The sequence below is a fragment of the Brevibacillus sp. genome (genome assembly GCF_003521185.1).
Taxonomy (GTDB): domain Bacteria; phylum Bacillota; class Bacilli; order Brevibacillales; family Brevibacillaceae; genus Brevibacillus; species Brevibacillus parabrevis.
Genome location: NZ_DOTK01000056.1, coordinates 28972 through 53189, shown reverse-complemented (window position 1 = coordinate 53189; position 24218 = coordinate 28972). Strand labels below are relative to the sequence as shown.

Here is a 24218-nt window from a genome sequence, read left to right as displayed (position 1 = left end):
CGCACTTCATATTACAATCCTTCGGATAGAAAAAAAGAAGGCAGCTTCGTCGCTGCCCTCTTCTTGTAACCAGTTATGGCTGACTGATGATTTGCGTATTTTTCGGCATCGGCACATCCGGCTTCCCGGAAGGATTGTTGTACAAATAACTCGGCACCTTGCCGACAATGAGCGCTTCGCTGATCGGAATCTGCGTCGTCACGGTCTGCTGTTTGGTGGCAAACGGAATGACGACACGCAAATCCACTTCTACGTAAATGTAGACCGTGACGAGCACCATGTTGATGCCTGCCTGCTTCAATCCTGTTTCCAGCCGGGTTTTTACCGCGCCAATCGGGACAAACGAAACGGGGATGTCCGGACCCAAGTGCTCCAGAAAAACGTTCTTGGTAGCCAGCCCGAGCGGAATCGTCGTCTGGACGTTCTCTTGCTCGAACTCTTTCAAGCGATTCTGGATACGGGCCGTCGTCTCCCCCACGATTCGGGAGTATTCGCGGAAATTGAAATTGACCGCCTTGATACTGCCTGCCTCGTCCTTTTCCATCATCACGATTTCGTTAAAATCGACTCCTTGCTGTGTCAACCGCTTCGTGACTGCATCCGTAATCGCCAGCTTTGCCACCTGATCGGCTTTGGCTTGCGCAATCAGGATCAAGGTTGGCTCTACTCTTCTTTCCACGACCACGAACAAGATCGCCAATCCGACGATGATCACCAAAAACGTAGCGAAAATTTTTCTGCCGCGCCTTTTCCAGCCTCCTTTTCGAAAACGCACGCTTTCTTCCACTCCCTCGTTTCGCCGTACGAAACTATATCAATGCTCAATCAGGACGTACCGTACGCATGGAAGAACGCTTTTGCTTGCCGCGACGCGGTCGGCCGCTTGCGAGCACGCCGCCGATGCCTGCCACAAAAGTAGGTACGCCGGATGTGACGAGAATCAGCGCCCAATCGCGGATGGACAAGTCTGTCGTCTTGAAGATGGGCTGAAGCGTGTCGATGTAGACGACACCAAGCACCAGTACCAACGACGAGATGACTGCCCAGACGAGGTATTTGTTTTCAAACACATTGCGATGAAACACGCTGTACTGGCTGCGGCAATCGAAAACGTGGATCAGCTGGGCCATCACCAAAGTGACGAAAGCGACCGTCTGGGCGTGGACCAGATCGTTTGGATTCTCGCGCAGCGTCAGCCAGAAAGCGAGCAGCGTCATGGCGCCGATCAAAAAGCCACGGCTGATGATTTTCCAGCCCAAGCCTCTGCCGAAAATGTTTTCCGCCTTGTTGCGCGGGTGCTGGTACATCGTGTCGGCCTCTGCCTGATCGACTCCGAGAGCCATAGCCGGCAACCCGTCCGTGACCAGATTGACCCACAAAATCTGAATCGGCACCAGCGGCAACGGCAAGCCGAGCAGCATGGCAAAAAACATGACGAGAATCTCGCCCACGTTGGAAGCGAGCAAATAGCGGATGAACTTGCGGATGTTGTCGTAGATGTTGCGCCCTTCCTCGACCGCGGCCACAATCGTCGCGAAGTTGTCGTCGCGCAGCACCAGGTCTGCCGCTTCTTTTGTCACGTCTGTTCCGGTAATGCCCATGGCGATCCCGATGTCAGATGTCTTGATCGCTGGAGCATCGTTCACGCCGTCACCCGTCATCGCCACCACATGCCCTTTGCTTTGCAGGGCGCGTACGATGCGCAGCTTGTGTTCGGGAGAAACCCGCGCGTACACCGTCACCCGTTCGGCGTGATCCGCGAGGACAGCATCAGACATCGCATCCAGCTCCCGGCCTTCCAGCACCTCGCCATAGCCGCGCATCAGCCCGATCTGGCGAGCGATCGCTTCGGCCGTCACCTTGTGGTCGCCCGTAATCATGACCGTCTTGATGCCCGCCTGGTGGCACAGATTGATCGCAGAGCGAACCTCTTCCCGCGGCGGATCGATCATCCCGACAAGCCCGACGAAAACGAGATTGTTTTCAATCGCCGCGATCGGTTGTCCGGGACGGTAGCCTTGCAATGTTTTGTAGGCAAAGCCGAGAACCCGCAGTGCTTTGCCCGCCATCACCTCTGTCTGCTCCAATACCCGGTGGCGAAGCGAGGCTGTAAGCGGCTGTAGCTCGCCTCCCCACAAAATGTGCGTGGATCTCGCCAGCACAGCCTCGGCAGCGCCTTTGGTCAGCAGCGAGTGCGCTCCGTCTGCGCCTTTTTCCACCACAGACATCATTTTGCGATCGGAATCAAACGGCAGCTCCTCGACGCGCATCGACTGGCTTTTCTGAGTGCTGCGCTCTGCGGCATTTCCGTTTGCTTTGGCAGCGAGCACCTTCAGCGCTCCCTCTGTCGGGTCGCCCACTACTTGCCAATGCCGCGTCGCTTTGCCCATCCCAAGCAAACTGCGTGTGCTCTGCTCTTCACAAATCAGTTGGGCATTGTTGCACCGCTCGGCGATACGGATGATTTGCGTGAGCGCTCCATCGCGGGCAGGAGACACCATTTTGCCCTGATGATGAAAAGCTCCTTCCGGCACATAGCCGCTTCCGCTCACTTCGTACGTAGCATCGCTGTGCCAGACATGGGTAACGGTCATTTTGTTCTGGGTCAGCGTGCCTGTCTTGTCAGAGCAGATGACGGAAGCGCAGCCAAGCGTCTCTACCGATGGCAGCTTGCGCACGATGGCGTTGCGTCTGATCATTCGCTGTACGCCGAGCGCCAGCGCCACCGTCACAATCGCCGGCAAGCCTTCCGGGATGGCTGCTACCGCAAGACTCACCCCTGCGAGAAACATCGTGAACAGTTCGTGTCCGTGCCACACACCAGCTACGATGACGACTATCGTCAAGAGCAGGGCGACAACCACGAGAATTTTGCCCATTTGCTCCAAACGCACTTGCAGCGGCGTCTCCGCTTCTTCGGCGGTATTCATCAAGTGGGCGATTTTCCCGATTTCAGTGGTCATCCCGGTTGCCACGACGATTCCGCTCCCGGTCCCTCCTGTCACCATCGTGCCCATGAAAGCGAGATTTTTCTGATCTCCCAGCGGCACGGTGGAAGCTTGCGCCGTATCGAGCGTTTTCACGTTTTTTCCTACAGGGACAGATTCACCCGTCAGCGCCGACTCTTCTACCTCCAGCCGATTGGCAGTAAGCAGTCGCAAATCGGCTGGAACCCGATCGCCCGCTTCAAGCTGAACCAGATCGCCCGGCACCAGGCGAGAAGCAGGAATCATGGAAATGTGCCCCTCCCGGATGACGCGCGCCATCGGGGATGCCAGCTCCTTGAGAGCTTGCAGGGACCGCTCCGCCTTTGCCTCCTGAATGAACCCGAGTATTCCGTTAATGATGATGATCGCGATAATCGTAATCGCATCCAGATACTCTCCGAGGAAGTAAGAAATCAGCGTGGCGATGAACAGGATGAGTACCATAAAATCTTTGAACTGGTCGAGAAAGACCGAGTAGAGAGGCTTGCGTTTGTTTTCAGCCAACTGGTTGGCACCTTGCTTGGCCAGTCTCCGCTCTGCCTCCTGCTGAGTCAATCCCTGCGCCGCATCGCTATGAAGGGCTTCGGTCACGTCGGCCGCCGCCAGCGTGTACCATTTTCGAATTGGCTGTGTATCCACCTACATCTCCTCCATCCACTTCTCACTCCTTCTCATGTGTATGCAGACGAGCCAGAAAATAAAACAACCCGTCCTTTTCCGTGGACGGGTCTTCATGTGGAGAGATATTATTTCAAGCTTTTGACCAACCCGATGCAAATGAGCAAAATCGGCGGAAGCCATGTCAGTCGTGTAAGCCATCTGGCTTTTCCTGCGCGTCGTCCCATCGCCAGCCCGACGACAAGCAGCAGTCCGCTCATGATGGCGATACAGAGCGCGACGACGAGTGGAGAGTATCCTAAAAACGTAAGACTGATTCCCGCGCCAAATGCATCCAGCGAGAGCGCCAGCCCAAGCATGACCGCCTCCCAGCCCATGATGTGTCCCGAACGGTCCGCATCTGCTTTGGAGGGGTCTTTCAAAATTTGAATCATCACGCCGAAAATCCGAAATTGGGTCAAGACTGTGCGATCCAGTTCTACCTGATTTGCCGCTTGTGGTACAACGGACACTTCACCCGCAGCTGTCGATCCCCCGGCCTGAGCTGTCAGCAAACATGGCTGGGCTTGCTCTGGTCCCTTCTCCCCTTCTTGCCTGGAAAAGAAAAGTCGCCACAGAGTAAACAACCCCATCAGGATTAGCACTGCCGCACCAATATGTTTGCCAATCTCAGGCGTCAGCCAATTGGTCAGGGAAGACCCTACAAGCATGACACCATACACAACGGCAAAGGAACATCCTGAAATGACGACCAGCGACAAAAAGGGCATTTTCATGTTGCGCAAGCCATACGTCAATCCTACGCTGACACTGTCCATGCTGATGGCCAGGGAAACGAGCAGGAGTGCGAGCCATCCGCTCATATGTGGTCACCTCTTTCCCATTGCCTATTAGGTATACGCGAGAAAGAGGAGTGTTGTGCCAATAAACAGGCAGGGCATGTTTGCACCAGTCAGTCCCTTCTTGGCTTTTTTATCCCGGCCAAAAGACTTGTTGCCAAATAAAAGAAAAGCTGCTATCCTTCAATTAAACAATGTTTAAAACATAGTTTAAGACGTTGTTCTGAACTTCCCCACCAGAAGGAGGTTGTCCGGCCAAAAATGGATAAAAACAGTGACACGAAGGCAAAAATTTTGCAGACTACCCTGGAGTTGATCAAGTCGGAAGGATTCGAGAGCGTCACGGTGCGCAAAATCGCAGCAGATTCGGGAACGAATGTCGCACTGGTCAACTATTATTTCGGGTCCAAGGATCGCCTGATCAACGAAGCTCTCAGCAGTTTTCTCGGCAGCTTTCAAGACACCTTTGATGTGCTCGACGATTTGACAGTCGCCCCAAAAGCGCGGCTCAGACAATTTTTGACCAGCTACGTCTCTGTCATTTCGCAGTACCCCGAGCTGGTTGCGCGGATTTTCGCCATCGGCGGGGCCGTTTTTACCTCGCAATACCAATACGGACAGTTTTTGCGCAGCATCGGGTTCGTCAAGATGCGCTCTGTGCTCCAGGAACTGACCGGGGAAGCCGATCAGGAGCTTTTGCAAATGATGATCATGCAATTGTTTGGAGCGATTTTCCTTCCGGCTCTGCTGAAATCGACGCTGTCGACAGGCGCTGGCATCGAGGTCGGCTCCGTCGAACAGCAAATGGACTTGTTGTTTGCACGCTATTTTCATGAAAATGCAAAATAGGAGTGAAAGAGTATGAACTTTCTGCGCTCGTATTGGCAAGATCTCGGACTACTCGTGGCAGCAATCGTGGGAGTTTATTTGCTGGCGGGGTGGGCGGACATCCCGGAGATTGAGCAAATTCTTTGGTTGAGCTTCATCGCGATCCTCGTGCACCAGTTTGAAGAATATCGTTGGCCTGGCTATTTTCCCGGACTGTTCAACGGACTGATTTTTCCCAGCAAGCATCCGGAGCGCTATCCGCTGAATCGACAGTCGGCCATGGTGATCAACCTCGTCATCGCCTATCTTTTCTATCTCGTTCCTGTCTTTTTCCCCACCGTCGTATGGTTGGCGCTCGGGCCGATTTTCATGGGATTTTTCCAGTTTGTCTGGCACGGCATTTTTGCGAATCGGAAAGCGGGCACCTTGTACAATCCGGGCTTGTTCGCCGTCATCGTCTTCCATATTCCGGTCGGCGGCTGGTACATCCAGCACATCGTCGCCAACAACATGGCTACGGTACTGGACTGGATCGTCGGAACGCTGTACTTTGCCGTCGCTGTGTACATTTTGATCGTCAAAGGCAACATGTGGCTGAAAGACGAGAAGTCTCCCTACGCCTTTTCCCGTCAGCAGCTTGGACCTTATTCTTAGAAATCATGACTGGCGAAAAAGGAGTCGATCGGCCACGGTCGCTCCTTTTTTCCAGGCAAGACGGTCATGAACGTTTGGCACAACAAAAGCCGCCGCCCGCTGTCTTCCAGCAAGCGACGGCTCTTTTTCCTGTATGGGAATAGGTACGTTTTTACAGTTCGTCGTCAAAACCGCCAAAGTCAAAATCTGCTTCTTCCTCTTCGCTGCCATGCTCCTCTTGTGCATCGTCGGAAGCCATTTCCTCGTCTGGCGACATCAGCTCGCCAAGCAGCATGCCCCCGAGAAGCCCGGCTGCCATGCCTCCGATCATGCCGCCCATGCCGCTGCCGCGATGGCCGTGGTGACCGTAATGGCCCTGTTGGTAGGCAGACAGCTGCACGTACGGGATGGCTTGCGGGTTGTTGGCGTAATCGCGAATCTTCGCCAGCAAATAGCGGGACAACTCTTCCTCTTGTCCAGCGGCAAGCAATTCGTTTGGCACCACGATTTCTGCCTTGTACTCCTTTTCGCGGCGCAGAAAGCCACTAGCCAGATCAAGCTCCGCAAGCATGCGCAGTTCGTCAGGAGTCGAGAAGAAGATCACTTCCAGTTCTTTGAGCGGGATTCCGAGATCGACTGCCGGGAAAAAGGCGAACTCCTGCCCGTACGGCGTCAGCTTGCCGGAATCGGCTTTTTGCCGCAGATTTGCGCGATCAAAAGCACGCAACACGCGCTCCACCCGTTCTGGCGGCAAAATTTCCAGACGGTCAAAATCAGTCGGATCGAGCGCCATTTCTACATCCAGCTTGGTTTGCAATGCAAATTGAACGGCTGGAGTAGAGATAGCCAGTCCATCCGGCATGACAAAGGAAAAAGGGATCTCTTGCACAAACGGCTTCGGCTGTACCGTAAACTGGCGGCTGATCGGGTAAACCTGCACTTGTCTGGTTACTTCTTGCCCACGCACATTCACTCTCATGAGCAGGACAGCGCTCAGCTCGGAAATGCGCTGCTCTACGTTGCCGCCCTCAATCCGCACGACGCCTGTCACCTTTTCCCCCAGTCGGAATCCAGGTGCGTCTAGTTGCAAATCAACAGTTGCTGCTCCTACACCGAATTTTGCCATCAGCTTTTTGAACATCGGCTTCTCCTCCAAATATAAGCAATTACTTATATTTATAGTGTAGCAGAAAAAGTTCTCTTTCGTTATCGTATTCCAAATTTTCCATACAGACAGCAATATGATACAATCTTTTTATGAATAAATTTACTTAAAAGGGGGTTGTTTCCATTTGAAAATGATACTTACAGCGCTTTTGTTCCTGTTTAGTTTAACTGCATGTTCTTCTAACAATCCAGAAGAAGAACTAAAAGCGCAGTCACAGAAACTAATACTTGAATATAGTAAAATCCTTTACGAGGTTAAAAAAGAGGACTATGTCAAAACACCTGGCGACTTTACCGCCTATATACCAGTCATTCAGGATAAAGCCAAGCCTTATTTAACTAAGAAGGAAGAACCGGAAAGCTTGCTCAAGTTGAACATCGGTTTTGTCGCTGCTTACTTAGCATATAATGATATTTTTTTAACTGTAGAAGACGTAAAAGTTACCGATTTCGAGAGGGATGAGGCTTCAGGAGCGATTAATATTAGTTATACCATTTTATTAAAAGATTCATTGAAAAGTGAAACCAAACACCAAGCAGGCCGAGTAACCTTAGTGCCCGACGATAAAACTTTTAAGATTGATTACTATTGGGATGATGTCAGAACCAATCAATTTAAAAGCTGAGCTGGGTAAAGAAAACATACGGTTACGAAAAAGAGAAGCACTACTGATTCGATCAGAGTGCTTCTCTTTTCATTGATTTGCTTGTGTGATTAAGGAATGAAATCAAATCCTGGAAGGGTTCTTTTGGATGTATTGTTGATGTCAGACGGGTCAACATGGATCGTAATAATCCCGCTCTGTCCGGCACCGTTCATATAATGATTTGTTAAATAATCCAAAATAGGCTCGCCGAGCTGTGGAGCACCGCTACACGCAAATAAATCGCCACATCTACACTTGTAATAACTCCAATGTGAATTGATGGTATTTCCAGTGTATTTGTTCTTGATGATAGCCCTCGACACCATGTACATCTTATGAACCCCATACAAAGTACAATCTCCTGTCGCCATAAGTAATTCCTCCTTAATTGTAGTAGAGACAATAGATTTTTTGTCTCGTCATATAACAAGGAGAAATTAAGGGCAACATTTACAACCATCTTCACAAAAAAATCTACTCATTATGTTCTTTAGAGAATAAATGACTTTAATAGCTGGCGGTTCTGAAGTTTTAATTCCAACGCCATGTTATCCAGGTTCTTTATCCAGAAATGTCGTTGCGTGCCCCCGTAGCGCGAGTAGCCAATGCGCGAGCGAGCAATTGCACCAAGTTGGCGGCGTATTTCCCTTCCGTATCCCTGAGAGCGGAAAACTCCGTCACTTCCAGTCCCGTGACGCGCCGATCGCTGACTACAGTCGCAAGCAGCATCTCCGCTTCCTCCAGGGAAAGCCCGATCTCGCTTGGCGAATAGGCCGCAGCCATCGCTTCCTTGTCCATCACATCCACGTCAAAATGAACGAGTATGCGGGCATCTGGCGGAATCTCCTGCATGATCCGGGTGATGGATTCGTGTACGCCTGCCCTTTTGAGCTGCTCCAGCGACGTGATCTCCACTCCGTACGTTTCCGCAGGCGGTTGCTGACAGCCCGCCAACCGGATTCGCTCTGCACGCCAACCGCTGCGTTCAATCCATTGCCCCTGGTCTTGCAGCAAAAACCACAGTCCCATCCCTGCCGCTCCAATGCAGCGCGAAGCAGAAGGCACTACCGCGTCCAAATGCCCGTCGATGACCAACAAGTACGCCTTTTCTTGGTGACGCGCCTGGTGGGCCAAAGCCGTCCCGACGATCAGGCTACAGTCGCCGCCAAGCATCAGGACGATCTCGTCGTCGCTTGCAAACCACGCCTGCGCTTCTTTCCCAAGCACGTCCCACAGCATGCGCGGCGCAGGCCAATTGCGAACAGGCGGAATATTGTGACGAGGCAAATAATCAGGTAGCCTCAAATCGCCGCTATCCGCCACTGTCAAGCCAACTTGCTGCAATTGCTCGATGAGCCCCGCTTTTCTCAGTGCGTCCGGGGCCAGCTCCGTTCCAGACACATACGCTCCCGTGAAATGCGGGATACCAGCCACTTTTACGTTAATAGACAGCTCCTCCAGTACCTCATTTATTGGAAATCACCATCAGTATAGCACCTCGATTGGACGAACTGCATTAGTTCGTTGACAGAAGGTTTCAGCCAGCCATCAGGCATGACAGCAGGCTCGCCGCGCAACAATTGGCAGGCAAACGTGTTCGGATGGGCGCCCGGACTCAAAAAATACACTTGCCCTCGCGGATTCGGTACGGCATCCATCGCTTCTACACATTTGCTGACGTACGTTTGCAAAGCTTCCCGATACACTGGCGCAGTAAGGGCCGAACCGCACCAGACGTCGATTCCGGTCAAAGCCTTGGCGTGTTGGGCATCCAGACTTTTGGCGAGAGAGCACACCACAAACAAAAGCTTACCAGGCGCCAGCTTGTAACGCTTTTCATACTGTTTGACAAACCGGGCAATCGTCGCATTCCACGACGGAGTATCGTAGCTACCCAAGTCGGGAATGCATTTGATCGCCGCGACCGTCTGTTCCTGCACTTGCAAAAACAGCAGGCCGTCCATCACTTGAAAAGAAATCCCTGCAATCCGCTCTGCCAGAAACGCCCCCATCCGCTCGTGCATGACGCGGGAGATTCGCTGGGACGATTTGCGCTTCAGCTTTTGCCTCACCCGGATTTCTTCTTCCTCGACGTAAATTCGTATCAGTTCTAAAAACAGCAATGCTTCTGTACTCGGCTCCGGCTGGCTCTTCTGGTCCTGTCCGGCGCACTCATTGATCAGGCACTCCAAACGGCTGTAGGCGTCTGCCAGGCTTTTCGCCCATTGCCCTGCTTTTTCTGTGCCCATTGTGATCCTCCCTTTACCTCATATCCGGCGTCTGATCGGCTACAACGAGGACGTCCATGTGCCGAGCCTCGCGCAGCAATCGCTGGACGACCGAGCCTTCGCGTATTTCCTTCCACCTCGTCCGCGCCGATTGTCCGATAATGACCTGTGTCGTGCCTTTTTCGTTCATCTGCTTGATCAACTGGGTAAAAACTTTGCGCCTTCCCGCTGCTTCGTATTGTTCAAAGCGACCTCCCAGCCGCTTGGTCAACGCGCGCAGCTTTGCCAGTTGCGCCTCTTCCTCTTCGGTAAGCGGCTCGTGATCCTTGACGTACGCCACATGCCAAACGGCCTTGAGCCGATAGGCAAGACGAAAGCCCCTGCGAATCAGCCGCTCACTGTCGGAACGCAAATTGACGCAAACAAAAATGACTTCCTGTTGTCGCCACGGCCCCCTGAGCGTCCGCCGCTCCCACGCCTCCAGCCGCTCGTCAACGTCGTCTGCCACTTCGCGCAAAGCCAATTCCCGCAGCGCTATCAAATTGCCCGTCCGGAAAAAATTCGCCAGAGACTGCTCCACCTTTTCCAGCGCGTAAATGTTTCCCTCGCGCATTCGTTGCCGCAGCGCTTTCGGGGAAATATCAATCAGCTCAACCTCGTCCGCCTGATGCAAAATATGGTCGGGCACTGTTTCCCGCACACGTACTCCCGTAATTTGTTCGACGCTGTCATTCAGACTTTCCAGATGCTGAATATTCATCGTGGAAATCACGGAAATACCTGCCGCAAGCAGCTTCTCCACATCTTGATACCTTTTTTCGCGCTCGCTCCCGGGCACATTCGTATGGGCCAGCTCGTCGACCAGGACGACCTCGGGATTGCGCCGAATGATTTCGTCCGTGTCCATCTCCGTCAAGGTCACGTTTTTGTACGGGATGCGCTTGCGCGGAATCAGGGGCAGTCCGCCGACCTGCTCGATCGTTTCTTTTCGCCCGTGCGTTTCCAGCAGGCCGATCACTACATCGATGCCATTTTCGGCCAGCTCGTTTCCTTCCCGCAGCATCGTGTAAGTTTTGCCCACGCCAGGCGCTGCCCCGACGTATACCTTTAACGCTCCTCGCCTGATTTTTCCGATCTCCTGCTCCATTTCTTCCTGCGACAGGCGGCGATACGGATTGATCGTTTCCGTAGTGTGGCGCTTGGCTGGCATCACTCGCTCCCCGTCGCGCTCTGAGCGGTCGGCGACAATTAAAATATCGATATTTTTCGTTTTCCGGAGAATTTTATGGACGATCGAGCCGTGCCAAATTTCTTCCCAGCGGGTTCGCTTCGACTGCCCCATGACGATCCGGGTTACATTGCGCGCCATCGCGTAGGCGACCAGCTCGCTTGCCACGTCCTTTTCCCGCTGCAAAGGCGTTTCCTCAAACGTACCGCCTACCTTGTCAACCAGCTTTGCAATCGCTCTGCGAAAAGTCGCTTCTTCTTTGCTCAGCTTTTTGGAGGCCGGACGAAAGCAGACGACCAACAGCTCTCCGCCGAGCCGCTTGGCAACCTGTTGTCCGCGCCGCACCAGGATGGAGCCGTTCCAATGATACTGGGCCGATACCAAAATGCGCTCGGTTGCCCCGGATGCTCCCACCATGCCGTGCTTCTCGCGGTACTCCTCCAAATCTTCGTTCACGCCTGTGGCTACGAACCGCAGCGCCAGCTCGCGCAGCACATGCAGATTGTCTCTGCGCAGCAAGGGATGGTTGCTGCGCATCGAAGCAGCACCATCCTCTTCCTGCAACCGTTTCAGGATCGCTTCCGGCGTCACGTCCAGTAGCTTTACCTCGTCGGCAAGAGCCAGCGTCTCTTCCGGCACGCACTGATCGATGTGCACCTGTGCGCGGGTCAGTCGTTCCGCCATCTCTTTCATTCCCGCCAATTCGTAAATGTTGACGGTCCCAATCACGCTGATATTGTGGTCGAGCAAATAACGAACGTCATCGAGCCGGGTCGGGCGTGGCGCATCCGGACGGTTCCGGTGAGCCAGCCCGTCCACCAGCACGACTTCGGGATCTCGCTCCAAAATTTTGCCGACATCCAGATCATGCTTCGCCTCGCCTTGCGCATGCCAGAGAAGGGAAGGGATTTCCTCCAGACCTTCCCGCTTGGGAGCAAGCTTCGGCGATGCGGCCGCACCGGAAGCGGCGATAACCACGTCGATTCCTTTTTTTCGGAGACTCTGCCCTTCCATCAGCAAATGATACGTTTTCCCTGAGCCGCTCACTGCCCCCAGAATGATTTTCAGCCTGCCCCGGTGCATTCTGGAGATGGACTGCAAGATTTCTTCCGGGGTCTTTCGGCGAAACTGCTCGACCATCTCGCAGCCCTCCTGTTTATTTCAGCCGATCCAAAGCCAGATTCAGCTTCAGTACGTTGACTCGCGGTTCTCCAAATACTCCCATGCTTCTTCCTTCCGTGTTTTCCGCAACCAAAGCCTGAACTTTTGCCGGATCGAGATTGCGCGCCTTCGCAACGCGCTGCACCTGAATGGCTGCCGCTTTTGGCGAGATGTGCGGATCAAGGCCCGAACCGGAGTTGGTCAGCAAATCGGCCGGGATATCTGCTTGCGCGACGCCCGGGTTGGCAGCCAGGAAAGCAGCGATGTCTTTTTGCACGCGCTCGGTCAGTGCCGGGTTGGATGGCGCGTAGTTGTTCGAGCCAGAGCCTGCTGCATTGTTGTCGATAGACGAGATGCGGCCCCAGAAATATTGCGGATCGGTGAACGTTTGCCCGATCAGCTCGGAGCCGACTACTTTGCCGTTCGCATCGGCAATCAGACTGCCGCTCGCCTGCGCCGGCATGACGACCTGCGCCACCCCTGTCATCGCAAGCGGGTAAATCAGTCCGCATATGAGCAGTAAAACGACAGACAATCGGAGGTTTTTCAAAATCATGGATATTCACCTTTGCTTTCCTGTTTCGATTGTGGCGGTTTCGCCTATACGAGATTCAATCCGACCAGCACCAGGTCAATCAGCTTGATGCCGACAAAAGGCACCAGAATGCCGCCCAAACCATAGATCACCAGATTGCGGCTGAGCAGCTTGGTCGCGCTCATCGGCGAGTATTTTACGCCTTTCATCGCCAGCGGAATCAAGATCGGAATGATGATCGCGTTGAAGATCAGCGCGGACAAAATGGCGCTCTGCGGCGTAGCCAAGCCCATGATGTTGAGGGCGTTCATTTGCGGGATCGCCAGCATGAACATCGCCGGAATGATCGCAAAATACTTCGCCACGTCGTTTGCGATACTGAAAGTCGTCAGTGCGCCGCGCGTCATCAAAAGCTGCTTGCCGATCGCCACTACCTCAATAATTTTCGTCGGGTCGGAATCGAGGTCGACCATGTTGGCCGCTTCCTTCGCCGCAACCGTCCCGCTGTTCATCGCCAGACCGACATCCGCCTGGGCGAGCGCTGGCGCATCATTCGTGCCATCGCCTGTCATCGCGACCAGTTTGCCCGCTGCCTGTTCTTTGCGGATCAAGGCAATCTTGTCCTCCGGCTTCGCTTCCGCCACAAAATCGTCTACCCCTGCCTCGCGGGCAATCGTCGCTGCTGTGAGCGGATTATCCCCCGTGCACATCACCGTGCGAATCCCCATGCGTCGCAGTTCTTCAAAGCGCTCTCTCATCCCCGGTTTGACGGTATCCTTCAAATAAATCAGCCCGAGAATGACATTTCCCTCCACCACTGCCAGCGGCGTTCCGCCTGCGGTTGCGATCCGGTTTGCCTTTTCGTCGAGGTCTGCCGGGATACGGCCTCCCAATTCCTTGACGTACGTTTTGATCGCGTCTACTGCACCTTTGCGAATTTGCGTGCCGTTTGCCAAATTCGTGCCGCTCATGCGCGTCTCGGCTCTAAATTCCACGCCCTCTGCGCCCGGCAGTTCCAGCTCGCTTGCTGCAAGACCTTGCTTTTTCGCCAGTTCCACAATCGAGCGGCCTTCCGGTGTTTCATCGAGTATGGAGCTTTGTGCTGCCGCCCTGTTCAAAGCGTCTGCCTTGCTGTTGCCCACTGGCACAAATTCCGCCGCCATGCGGTTTCCGTGGGTGATCGTGCCTGTTTTGTCCAAAATAATCGTGTTAATGTCGCCCGAAGCTTCCACCGCTTTCCCCGACATCGCAATGACGTTGAACTGCGTAACCCGGTCCATCCCGGCAATCCCGATGGCGGAAAGCAAACCGCCAATCGTCGTCGGAATCAGGCAGACGAGCAAAGCCACGAGCGTAGCAATCGGAATGGCGGCATTGACGTAGCTTGCGATCGGCTGCAAAGTCGTGCAGACGATCAGGAAAATCAACGTCAAGCTGACCAGCAACGTATTGAGCGCAATTTCGTTCGGAGTTTTTTGCCGTTTGGCACCTTCGACCAAAGAAATCATCCGGTCGAGGAACGACTCGCCAGGATCAGTCGTCACACGGACGCGAATCCGGTCGCTCACTACACGCGTACCGCCTGTAACGGAGCTGAAATCGCCACCCGCTTCTTTAATAACAGGCGCGGATTCACCCGTAATCGCCGACTCATCCACGGAGGCGACACCTTCGACAATCTCCCCGTCACTCGGAATCAGCTCGCCCGCTTCGACGATAACCAGATCGCCTTTGCGCAGTTCCGTCGAGCTGACCATTTGGATCGAGCCATCTTTAGCGAGCTTTCTCGCTTTTGTATCCTGTTTCGTTTTTTTCAGACTCTCAGCCTGTGCTTTTCCGCGTCCTTCTGCCAATGCCTCGGCGAAGTTGGCGAACAGAATGGTCACAAACAGAATCAGGCTGACGATCCCGTTGTATCCGCGATCAGAGGCTCCCCCGAACAGATCGGGCAAGATCGTCAAAAGCAGGGTCACGACAAATCCGACTTCGACCACAAACATGACCGGGTTTTTGATCATGACCCGCGGGTCCAGTTTTTTCAGCGCCTCGACAAAGGCACGCTGGTACAAATCTTTTGGAAACGCAACCGTGCGCGTTCTGCTCATTGGAAATATCTCCTTTGCCTTTTGAATTATCGGATGGTCAACCACTCGGCTACCGGGCCAAGTGCCAGTACCGGCAAGAACGTCAGCGCACCCACGATCACGACCGTCGCGATCAAAATGACCAGAAACACACCATTGTCTGTGCGAAGCGTACCCATCGTTTCAGGTACAGGCGTTTTCGCGAGCAACGAACCGGCTACCGCCAGCATCGCGATGATCGACACGTATCGGCCAAACAGCATGACCAGCCCAGTCGAAATGTTCCAGAAAGGCGTATTGTCGCCCAGTCCTTCAAAGCCAGAGCCGTTGTTGGCTGCCGAGGACGTAAATTCGTACAAAACTTGCGAGATGCCGTGGAAGCCCGGATTGGAGATTCCGGCTGTGCCCATTTCCGAGGCCAGCGCAATCGCGGTCGGAGCCAAAATGATCAGCGGGTGGGCGAGAATCGCAATCGCGATCAGCTTCATCTCTTTCCCTTCGATTTTTCGTCCGAGAAACTCGGGCGTCCGTCCGACCATCAAGCCCGCGATAAACACAGCCAAAATCGCATACATCAAAATGTTTACCGTACCGACGCCATCTCCGCCGAATACGCAGTTCAGCATCATTTCCCCGAGCGGCACCAGTCCGCCCAGCGGCGTCAGCGTGTCGTGCATGTTGTTGACCGTTCCGGTCGTCGCCGCAGTCGTCACCGCTGTAAACAGGGCGCTCTGCGCAATGCCGAAACGCACTTCTTTTCCTTCCATGCTGCCCACGGCCTGTGACAAACCTGCACGTTCAAGCGCCGGGTTGCCATTGATCTCGCTTCCGTAGGCAATCCCGAGGAACACGAGAAACATCAAACTCATGGCGCCAAAAATGATCCAGCCTTGCTTGCGGCTCTTCGTCATGAAACCGAAGGCAAAAGGCAGAGACGCCGGAATGAGGAACATCGACAAAATCTCCAGCACGTTCGTCAAAGGAGTCGGATTCTCAAACGGATGCGCAGAGTTGACCCCAAAGAACCCGCCGCCGTTCGTTCCCAAATGCTTGATCGACACAAGCGAAGCTACCGGACCTCGTGCGATTTGCTGTTCAGCCCCGCTCAATGTAGTCGCCGTCGCTGTCGGTTCCATCGTCTGCGGCACGCCTTGCGCCACCAGAAGAAGTGTCACGACTACTGCCAAGGGAAGCAGCACACGCGTATGCGCCCGCACCAGGTCGACATAGTAGTTTCCGATGCTGCGCTGTCCGGTCAATCCGCGCATGAATGCCATGACGACCGCAATCCCCGTAGCAGGTGTCGTAAACATCAGGTAGATAATCACCATCATCTGCGACAGATAGGACAAACCGCTTTCTCCGCTGTAATGCTGGAGATTGGTATTCGTCAAAAAGCTTACCGCCGTATTGAACGACAGCAACGGGTCCATCGCCGCCACACCGCTCGGATTCCCCGGCAGCATCCCTTGCAAGCGCAAGAGCAGATAAGCAATCGCAACCATCGTGATATTGCTGACCAAAACCGCCGTCGCGTACTGCTTCCAGGTCATGTCTGCGATGCGAATGCCAGACCATTTGTAAATGACTTTTTCCACCCCGCCAAAAGCGCGGTCCAATCGCGTATTTTCCAGGGAAAAGGCCCGCGCCAGATAGCGTCCCGTCGGAATCGCCAACAAGAGCAGCACCACCAAAACCACCGATATTTGTATAAAGTCCACGGACAATTCCTCCTACTTCCTCTATGAAATGAATCGCTCGACCAATCCTTAATACTTTTCCGGATAGATCAGTGCGTGGCCCAGGTAGATCGCCAGTCCGGCCACAATCAACAGCAGCAAGATCATTTTTCTTTTCCTCCCTGTTCTTTTACTACCGCATCACAAAACTTGATCAGGGCAAAAAATGTAACAAACGAGATTGCCAAGAGCAGTATGGCAACTAAGTCCATGAAAAGTCCCTCCTTTTTCCGCTTGCAGTTTGCCGTTTTTGTCGCGCCAGCTTCCTTCAGGCGCCCACCTCCATCTACCTTGAACAAAGTCGTGCCGGTTCGCCTCTTTCGCTCACTTCCTGGTACAAGCTTTCTCCCCTGAAAAAACCTGCCATGGAAGCAAAAAAATAGACCAATGCTTACTCATTCCCCGAAAAGATCGCCACAATGGACCAGCAAAGCTCAACAGACAGGGCAAGCCCCGCCCGCACTTTAGCGGTATGAAAGACGATCACTTCTTCGGAGAAAAAGTACTCATTGGTCTACCGAACGCCCAGCCGACTTGAATGTGCCTTCTTTGCGTTTTGTCTCCCGTTTCCTTTTTCCGAAAAACGTGTATTCATTTTTTGGGCAAAACGAAAAGACCTGCATCTTTCGTTTCGAGCAAGCTTCTTTGCTCATCCCAAAGGACAACAAAAAAAGCCTCCTCAAACAGGCGGTCTTTAGACCTCCCTCGCTTTAGCCGACGAAGTTAGCTGACGGGTAGGATGGCGAAAGAGTTACTCATCCCTTCCACGAATCGTGGAATTAACCCCTACAAAATTGGGTCCTCCGTTCCCGAGTGCCTCGGGATTTGGCCAGATTTGCAATTGTTGGTTACGAGTCTCATTATACGTCTGGCATAATCGGTTGTTAATGTCTTGTTTCTCGCTTTTTAGCACGATTTGTGCAGTCTTTATCGATGTAAGCGATTTAATCCTGTCAGGACTCAGCCGCGCAAGATATTTCGTCGATTATCTCGCGTTTTCTCGCAACGCATGGACCGCGTTCGGAAATGCCCTGTCCGATTTTTTGCAGCCATTGCTTTATTTCTTCTGCCGACAAAGGCTTGCTGTAAAGGTATCCTTGCATTTCATCACACTTCTGTTCACGCAAAAAAGCAAACTGAAGCTCGTTTTCCACCCCTTCAGCCAAAACGCTGAGGTGCAGATTATGGGCCATGGCAATGATCGACTGGGCAATCACGGCATCGTCCTTTTCCGTAATAGCACTTACGAAGGAGCGATCAATTTTCAGACGATCTATGGGAAAATCGCGCAAGTAGCTAAGCGAAGAGTATCCGGTGCCAAAGTCGTCAATCGACAGCTTCATCCCCAATCGCTTTAACTCATGCAGAACACCGATCACCGCATCCGGATTTTTCATGACGGCGCTTTCTGTAATCTCTAGCTCCAGAAGCTCGGGCTGCATGTCCGTCTCCTGAAGAACTTGCTGAATCATCTGTACCAGATTCTCTTGTTGAAACTGACGGGCAGACAAGTTGACGGCAACTCGCAACGGGTCATATCCTGCCTGCTCCCAGAGCTTGGCTTGGTTACAGGCTGTTCGCAGCGCCCACTCGCCAATCGGTACAATAAGTCCCGTCTCTTCTGCCAGTGGAATGAAGTCTGCCGGGGAAACCAGCCCCCATACGGGATGCTGCCACCTCAGCAGCGCCTCGACTCCGACTATTTTTCCTGTCTGGCAATCGATTTGCGGCTGGTATTGCAGATGAAATTCCCCCCTCTCCAAAGCTTTGTGAAGTTCCTGTTCCATCGCAAGACATTCTGATGCATGATTGCTCATCGTAAAGGAGTACACAATGTATCGATTTCGTCCCTTCTCTTTTGCACTGTACATAGCGGGAGATTTGGGCGCTTCGTTCCTTCAGGTCTTTCGGGATTGTTCCTTGCCGCTCGCCCACGTAGTCACATATGGCGCGAACCGCTCCCTTCCGATATTGAACCCCTCTGTAATTCAGCCCGCTCATCCGTTCTTCTGCGGTAAACGGTACGACCTGGCCTTCGTATGCCTTCACGTCGCAAACGACATGCTTTTGCTTGGCGAGCATGAGGATCGAGCTGCCTTCTGGCGTATCGTCAAACAGAGAGGTAAGTACCGCTACCTCTATCAACTCCTTCTCCTCTGCTCCTGCGACTGGAACAAACTGCGCCGCCAGCCGATTGCCGTACGTGATCGTGCCTGTTTTGTCCAAAATAATCGTATTGACGTCACCAGCCGCCTCTACTGCCTTGCCTGACATCGCAATGACACCGAAGCGGGTAACCCGATCCATGCCTGCGATTCCGATCGCAGACAAAAGACCGCCAATCGTCGTCGGAATCAAACAAACTAACAGTACGACCAGGACAGAAATATTGAGATGAATGCCCGCATAGGCGGCGATTGGCACCAGTGTGACTACGACGATGAGAAAAATAAGCGTAAATACGATCAATACCGTATTCAGGGCGATTTCGTTTGGGGCCTTTTGCCGTTTGGCGCCTTCGATCAAGGCAATCATCCTGTCCAAAAAAGAATCGCCCGGGTTCGTGGTTATTTTGATCAAGATAGAATCACTCGTGACCCGCGTACCGCCAGTCACGGACGACTGATCACTTCCCGCCCGTTTGATTACAGGTGCAGATTCGCCTGTAATCGCTGATTCATCAATCGAAGCCAGCCCCTCGACAATTTCACCGTCGCCAGGAATGAAGTCACCCGTCTCTACCAGAACAAGATCCCCTCTTCGCAGTTCCTCCGCAGACACCACATGGATGCCCCCGTCTGCCTTCAGCCGTTTCGCCTCAGTATCTCTTTTGGCCCGGCGCAACGTATCTGCCTGCGCTTTTCCCCGCCCTTCTGCCAGTGCTTCGGCAAAATTGGCAAACAGGACGGTAACAGCAAAACCAAAAATACGCCTGTGTTCCAGCCTATCTGATTCTCTGTTCCGAAATAATGGGGGAAAAGGATCATGAGCAGGATTAGCACAGTTCCCATCTCAACCACAAACAGTACAGGATTCGATTTCATAACCAGCGGGTTTAGCTTGCGTACACTCTCCAACAAAGCTGTTCCGATTATTTTATTGTGGAATGTCGAATGCTCTTCTACTTGTTTCACGGCCATTCACCTTTCTATCCTATGAAATTCACAATTGTTCTACATGACATAAGGCGTGAACCAAATACAAAAAAATCCCCACGGCAAAAATCGTTACGATTACCACAAAATCATCCCTCCTCAGACGTGTTGACAGCCCAAAGTCGGCTGAGTAATATAAGGCACAATGATAAATAATGGGAGGTATGGCGTTTGGCCATCTCTAACAAAAAAAAGCTGGAAGCTGAAATCAGCGAAACTTTCATCAAATTTCAACGCGACTTGATCGGACGTGGCCCTCAAGAAGCAAAAACCTACATCGTCGGCGACATGGTCCTCGTTCGCTTCAAGGGAGTGCTCACCGTTGAAGAAAAACATCTCTCCAGCCACGATAAAGGCCGTCGCATTGTAAAAGAAATGCGCGAGGTGCTTCGTGAGATGTATAGCGAGGAATCAGAAGAAATCGTAGAAAAGCTGACCGGCTGCAAAGTGCTGTCCAGTCATAGCGACATCAGCACCAAGATGGGGGAGCGAATCGAGGTTTACGTGTTGGACAAGGACCTCGAAAAAATGCTGGGCTGATTCCTCAACTGAATACCTGTGCATCGAAAAGGCGGCTCCGCCTGCTTACTGACGGAGCCTTTTTCCAATCAACCGCTGAGTTGTTCTGCCAGCCATCGATATCCCTTGTACCCTGGCTTGCTGATGATGACATAATGGGCACCTAACCCTTTGTATAAACTCGCATTTTGCTGCTCCTGTGTCAGAACGAAAATGCGGCAAGTGCCCAACTGCCGAAACAAAGTAATGAAATCACGCCCTTCTGGCCATTCGTCCACAAACAGATAGACAGACTGATAGACTAACAACTCCTCTTGATGAAGATAGCTTTCATCGAAAGAAATGGGCGACAACTTTTCTGTGCAGGAGTGACGCTCTCCCCTGATCAGCGAATAGGCAACAGGACTTTTCCGGAAGAACAGAGAGTCACTGCCTCCTCTGATCGTCTGCACAAAAGACGTGAATGCCTCTCCCACCCCAATGACCAGACAATTTTTCATGCCAGCCCCTCCTCTTCCCGTTTATTTGAGCTCCTCAATCGACTGGATGTTCATATAGCCTGGAACCACCAACCCGATTTTGGTTCCGTCCAGATTGGGGCCAAGGTCTTCCAACTGATCCCCGAACTTTTTGAGGTAGCTCGCATCGGTAGAGGGAAGCCAGGCTGCTACCATCCCGTCCACATCGCCCATGGCTACGCCTGCCCACATCGGTCCAGCCTGGACCTGACTCAATTCCACCTCATATCCGAGCTTTGTCTCCAGCACTTCCTTCACTATGTGCGAACTGGCAATTTCCGAGTCCCATGCCACGTAAGCGATGGTCAGCTTTTCTTTTTGAACCGGAGCAAGCCCCTCTACCCACTTCCCGACCTTGTCTTCGTTGTTTTTCACCCACTCCGCAGCCGCTTCCTCTGGTTTTTTCCCGTCCAAAATATGTACCATCACAGCTTCCATGTCCGCAGGCTTCCATTGGAACGCGTCCAGAAACCGATAGGCGGCAGGGTGATCCTGCTTCAATCCTTTTCGAACGATGGTATGAATCTGTTCAGCTCCGCCAAAGCCGTTTTTCGGGTCCTGCAAATATTTCAGATCCAGTTTTTTGAACATCCAATGCGGCGTCCAACCCGTGATGATAATTGGTTGCTTCTGTTCGTAGGCACGCGTCAGCGCGGCAGTCATCGCCGCATCCGATCCTTCTACGAGCTGCCAGTTGTCCAGGCCGTACAGCTTCATGACTTCCTCAGTCTTCACCATCGAGCCGGCACCAGCGTCAATTCCGATGATTTTATATCCCACTGCTTCCCCAATCGCGTTCTTCGGCACCTGGACGGGATTCGGATTGTGCCCAATCGTCGCCCCTGTCGGTGTAGAGCCTTGCTGAGAGCAGCCTGCCAGCATAATAGCCGCAGCCACCACCCATGTCAGTGCATTTTTTCGCGTGAACTTGTTCATAACGCTTTTCTCTCCTTTTGTTTGGCATGCTGGGAAATGCGGTCCAGAACGATAGCAATAATCACGATCGATAACCCCGCTTCAAAACCTTTGCCGATATCCACCTGGGATACAGCCCGATAAACATCGGCTCCCAATCCTTTTGCTCCGATCATGGCGGCGATAACCACCATCGAAAGCGCAAGCATGATGCACTGGTTGACTCCCGCCATGATGGTCGTCTTCGCCAAAGGCAGTTGCACCTTCATCAACTTTTGCCATCTCGATGAGCCGAAAGCATCCGCTGCTTCTGCAAGCTCCGGCGGAACCTGACGTATGCCGAGATTCGTAAATCGGACGATCGGCGGCAGCGCAAAGATAACGGAAGCAATGACCCCTGGTACTTCGCCCAGTCCAAAAAAGAAAATGGCCGGGATCAAGTAAACGAATGCTGGCATCGTCTGCATCAAATCTAGCAACGGCATGACCAGCTTCGTGAAAGTATCGCTTCGCGCGCAGGCAATACCCGCAGGAATCCCTACAGTGATGGACAACAGGGCAGAAGCAATAACCAAGCCGAGCGTTTCGACCGTTTCATCCCAGTACCCCAGATTGGCAATGAGAAACAGCCCAAGCAATGTGAAAAACATCGAAGATCGCCCGCCAAATACCCAGGCCAGCGCCCCGAACAGCAAAATGAGAATAACAGACGGTATCGCAGCCAAAACCTCGGTAAAGTACGTGACCATTCCCGAAATGATGATCGCGATCGGATCGAACAAAATGCCTTTGTGCTGACCGAGCGCCTCAACGATTCGTTCCACCCACTCACCGATCGGCAACTTAGGCACGGAATCCATGAGGCATCACCTCTGCTCCCTGCTGCGGATTGACCTTGCCGACAAGCCCGCCGAGCACCGCTCCCTTGACAATGACGCCCAACAGACGCCGCTCCTCACCCACGACAGCAATCGGAACGTGCAAATCTGCCATCAGAGGAAACAGGCTGTTCAGACGGGCATCTGGCCCCACGCTGGGGATATCTTTTTTCATCATGGTTTCAAGCGACTCGCCCGTATTGATCGCAAGCGAAACGTCATAGGCGGTAACAAGCCCAAGCAATGTCCGCTTTTTGTCTACGATGTACAGACTGGATACCCCGTTGTCCATCATGAGCTGGAGGGCCACCCTCGCACCTTTGTCAGGAGTAATCGCTTCTGCCCTTTTCATCACGTGTTTTGCCACCAGCACTTTGGACAAGTCTGCATCCTCAACGAATTTTTTCACGAATTCATCCGCAGGATCGGTCATGATTTCTTCGGGACGCCCGACCTGGATGAAGCGACCGTCTTTCATCAGGGCGATCCGGTCACCGAGCCGCAATGCCTCATGCAGATCGTGAGTAATGAACAAAATAGTCTTTTTCATCGTTAGCTGAAGCTCTAGCAGCTCATCCTGCATGTCTTTTCGAATCAGCGGATCAAGGGCACTGAACGCTTCATCCATCAGCAAAATGTCGGGATTGTTGGCGAGCGCCCGGGCCAGGCCGACCCTCTGCCTCATTCCGCCGCTCAATTGATCAGGGAAGGCATTTTCCCACTCGGAAAGCCCGACGAGCGCAAGCGCTTCGCGTGCTTTTTCTTGCCTCAATCCATGCGGTACTTGCTGAATCTCCAAACCGAATTCGATGTTTTCCCGTACCGTTCGCTGTGGGAAGAGCGCGAAATTTTGAAAAACCATGCCGAGCTTTCTCCTGCGTACCTCGCGCAAATGAGCCGGCTTCATACCAATGAGTTCTTCGCCATCGATCTGAACGCTCCCAGTGGTTGGCTCAATCAGGCGGTTGCAAAGTCGGATCAAGGTAGATTTGCCGCTGCCTGACAGCCCCATAATGACGAAAATTTCGCCCTCTGCTACCGAGAAGCTGATCTGGTTCACACCGATCGATTGCCCTGTCTCTTTAAAAATTTGCTCCTTTGTCCATCCTTGCTCCAACAGCTTTAACGCTGCCTGCGGCTGCTTGCCAAACACTTTCGTCAATTGCCTGACTGTCATTTTGGGCATGAGCCTTTCCTCCCTTTCTTGTTTTCCCAAATGAAAAAACCTGCGAAGTTCCGCTTCCAACCGGACGAACCACCTGCAGACGCTGCCGCTTGTGTACGCTCGATTTTTGCAGAATAACGCAGGCTTACCTAATACCTGGCGCCCCTGTGCAAAAGGCTCCCTGTACGCTGTCTTCCTGATTTCGCTGTTCGTTTTTTGGTTTCATGCACCGGGTTTATGCCGAAATTCATTTGCCGCCCGCCATCCTCGCACATCGACATGCACGCGTATGACAAAAGCCACACATGAAAATCGCCATAAAAAATAGACCTATTTCATCCTTTTTCTCAAGAACAAAGGTCCCAAAGAAAAAG

21 protein-coding genes, 1 pseudogene and 1 riboswitch are annotated in these 24218 nt (G+C 52.8%); of the genes and pseudogenes, 4 read left to right on the top strand and 18 right to left on the bottom strand.

The genetic code is table 11. The features are described 5' to 3' along the window. Positions 1-73: 73 nt before the first annotated feature. The 3 genes from yunB to DEP07_RS17740 all read right to left on the bottom strand — a co-directional run bounded on the left by yunB (position 74) and on the right by DEP07_RS17740 (position 4468). Entirely contained in the window at positions 74-775 is a 702-nt protein-coding gene (gene yunB, locus DEP07_RS17750) for a sporulation protein YunB (RefSeq protein ID WP_122966655.1), read from the bottom strand. Positions 776-821: 46 nt separating this feature from the next. Continuing rightward, entirely contained in the window at positions 822-3626 is a 2805-nt protein-coding gene (locus DEP07_RS17745) for a calcium-translocating P-type ATPase, SERCA-type (RefSeq protein ID WP_122966656.1), read from the bottom strand. A gap of 107 nt (positions 3627-3733) precedes the next feature. After that, the gene (locus tag DEP07_RS17740) at positions 3734-4468 is read right to left on the bottom strand and encodes an MntP/YtaF family protein (protein WP_122966657.1); all 735 of its coding nucleotides are present in this window, start codon (positions 4466-4468) and stop codon (positions 3734-3736) included. Positions 4469-4705: 237 nt separating this feature from the next. Here DEP07_RS17740 and DEP07_RS17735 point away from each other — a divergent pair, with 237 nt between their 5' ends. Both DEP07_RS17735 and DEP07_RS17730 read left to right on the top strand, forming a co-directional pair. Continuing rightward, positions 4706-5293 (top strand): TetR/AcrR family transcriptional regulator, encoded by a 588-nt coding sequence (locus DEP07_RS17735; RefSeq protein WP_217023188.1) that lies wholly within the window; start codon positions 4706-4708, stop codon positions 5291-5293. Positions 5294-5305: 12 nt separating this feature from the next. Further along, the gene (locus tag DEP07_RS17730) at positions 5306-5926 is read left to right on the top strand and encodes an HXXEE domain-containing protein (protein WP_173599974.1); all 621 of its coding nucleotides are present in this window, start codon (positions 5306-5308) and stop codon (positions 5924-5926) included. Positions 5927-6077: 151 nt separating this feature from the next. On the opposite strand, the gene DEP07_RS17725 is transcribed toward DEP07_RS17730, so the two are convergent. Next, the gene (locus DEP07_RS17725) at positions 6078-7046 is read right to left on the bottom strand and encodes a sporulation protein (protein WP_122966660.1); all 969 of its coding nucleotides are present in this window, start codon (positions 7044-7046) and stop codon (positions 6078-6080) included. 151 nt (positions 7047-7197) lie between these two features. On the opposite strand from DEP07_RS17725, the gene DEP07_RS17720 reads away from it, so the two are divergent. Further along, a complete protein-coding gene (locus DEP07_RS17720) occupies positions 7198-7698 on the top strand; it encodes a hypothetical protein (RefSeq protein ID WP_287102811.1) in 501 nt (166 codons plus the stop codon). A gap of 89 nt (positions 7699-7787) precedes the next feature. Here the strand turns inward: DEP07_RS17720 and DEP07_RS17715 are convergent, their stop codons facing one another. The 10 genes and pseudogenes from DEP07_RS17715 to kdpB (DEP07_RS17675) all read right to left on the bottom strand — a co-directional run. Next, positions 7788-8090 carry a hypothetical protein gene (locus tag DEP07_RS17715; RefSeq protein ID WP_122966662.1) on the bottom strand — a complete coding sequence of 101 codons (303 nt, stop codon included), beginning with the start codon at positions 8088-8090 and terminating at the stop codon, positions 7788-7790. A gap of 190 nt (positions 8091-8280) precedes the next feature. Continuing rightward, the gene (locus tag DEP07_RS17710) at positions 8281-9153 is read right to left on the bottom strand and encodes an arginase family protein (protein ID WP_173599971.1); all 873 of its coding nucleotides are present in this window, start codon (positions 9151-9153) and stop codon (positions 8281-8283) included. A gap of 35 nt (positions 9154-9188) precedes the next feature. Beyond that, positions 9189-9968: a hypothetical protein gene (locus DEP07_RS17705; protein ID WP_287102810.1), complete on the bottom strand. Its 780-nt coding sequence runs from the start codon at positions 9966-9968 to the stop codon at positions 9189-9191. Positions 9969-9981: 13 nt separating this feature from the next. Continuing rightward, a complete protein-coding gene (locus DEP07_RS17700) occupies positions 9982-12315 on the bottom strand; it encodes a universal stress protein (protein ID WP_173599970.1) in 2334 nt (777 codons plus the stop codon). 16 nt (positions 12316-12331) lie between these two features. Then, positions 12332-12892, bottom strand: a complete 561-nt coding sequence (gene kdpC, locus DEP07_RS17695) for a potassium-transporting ATPase subunit KdpC (protein WP_173597955.1) — start codon at positions 12890-12892, stop codon at positions 12332-12334. A gap of 44 nt (positions 12893-12936) precedes the next feature. Then, the gene (kdpB, locus tag DEP07_RS17690) at positions 12937-14976 is read right to left on the bottom strand and encodes a potassium-transporting ATPase subunit KdpB (RefSeq protein ID WP_122966667.1); all 2040 of its coding nucleotides are present in this window, start codon (positions 14974-14976) and stop codon (positions 12937-12939) included. A 26-nt stretch (positions 14977-15002) separates the two neighbouring features. Continuing rightward, complete coding sequence (gene kdpA / locus DEP07_RS17685; protein ID WP_122966668.1) at positions 15003-16676, bottom strand: potassium-transporting ATPase subunit KdpA; 1674 nt, start codon at positions 16674-16676, stop codon at positions 15003-15005. A 48-nt stretch (positions 16677-16724) separates the two neighbouring features. After that, complete coding sequence (locus tag DEP07_RS27760) at positions 16725-16802, bottom strand: potassium-transporting ATPase subunit F (RefSeq protein ID WP_083955723.1); 78 nt, start codon at positions 16800-16802, stop codon at positions 16725-16727. Positions 16803-17391: 589 nt separating this feature from the next. Next, positions 17392-17535: riboswitch (cyclic di-AMP (ydaO/yuaA leader) on the bottom strand. 112 nt (positions 17536-17647) lie between these two features. Beyond that, on the bottom strand, positions 17648-18481 hold the full coding sequence (locus DEP07_RS17680) for a putative bifunctional diguanylate cyclase/phosphodiesterase (RefSeq protein ID WP_233454136.1): 834 nt from the start codon (positions 18479-18481) through the stop codon (positions 17648-17650). 88 nt (positions 18482-18569) lie between these two features. Beyond that, positions 18570-19834, bottom strand: a pseudogene (kdpB, locus tag DEP07_RS17675) (potassium-transporting ATPase subunit KdpB); the annotation flags it as partial. 186 nt (positions 19835-20020) lie between these two features. Between kdpB (DEP07_RS17675) and DEP07_RS17670 the strand changes: the two are divergent. Next, on the top strand, positions 20021-20389 hold the full coding sequence (locus DEP07_RS17670; protein WP_063229353.1) for a DUF2294 domain-containing protein: 369 nt from the start codon (positions 20021-20023) through the stop codon (positions 20387-20389). Positions 20390-20457: 68 nt separating this feature from the next. On the opposite strand, the gene DEP07_RS17665 is transcribed toward DEP07_RS17670, so the two are convergent. Genes DEP07_RS17665 through DEP07_RS17650 form a run of 4 tightly spaced genes read right to left on the bottom strand, consistent with a single transcriptional unit; the run spans position 20458 to position 23865 of the window. Continuing rightward, positions 20458-20868 (bottom strand): hypothetical protein, encoded by a 411-nt coding sequence (locus DEP07_RS17665; RefSeq protein WP_122966671.1) that lies wholly within the window; start codon positions 20866-20868, stop codon positions 20458-20460. 21 nt (positions 20869-20889) lie between these two features. Then, positions 20890-21822, bottom strand: a complete 933-nt coding sequence (locus DEP07_RS17660) for a glycine betaine ABC transporter substrate-binding protein (RefSeq protein WP_122966672.1) — start codon at positions 21820-21822, stop codon at positions 20890-20892. Beyond that, on the bottom strand, positions 21819-22661 hold the full coding sequence (locus DEP07_RS17655) for an ABC transporter permease (protein ID WP_122966673.1): 843 nt from the start codon (positions 22659-22661) through the stop codon (positions 21819-21821). Before DEP07_RS17655 ends, DEP07_RS17660 begins: the two co-directional genes overlap by 4 nt. Continuing rightward, a complete protein-coding gene (locus DEP07_RS17650) occupies positions 22645-23865 on the bottom strand; it encodes a quaternary amine ABC transporter ATP-binding protein (RefSeq protein WP_122966700.1) in 1221 nt (406 codons plus the stop codon). The genes DEP07_RS17655 and DEP07_RS17650 overlap by 17 nt, the downstream gene beginning before the upstream one ends. Between the last annotated feature and the right edge of the window lie 353 nt (positions 23866-24218).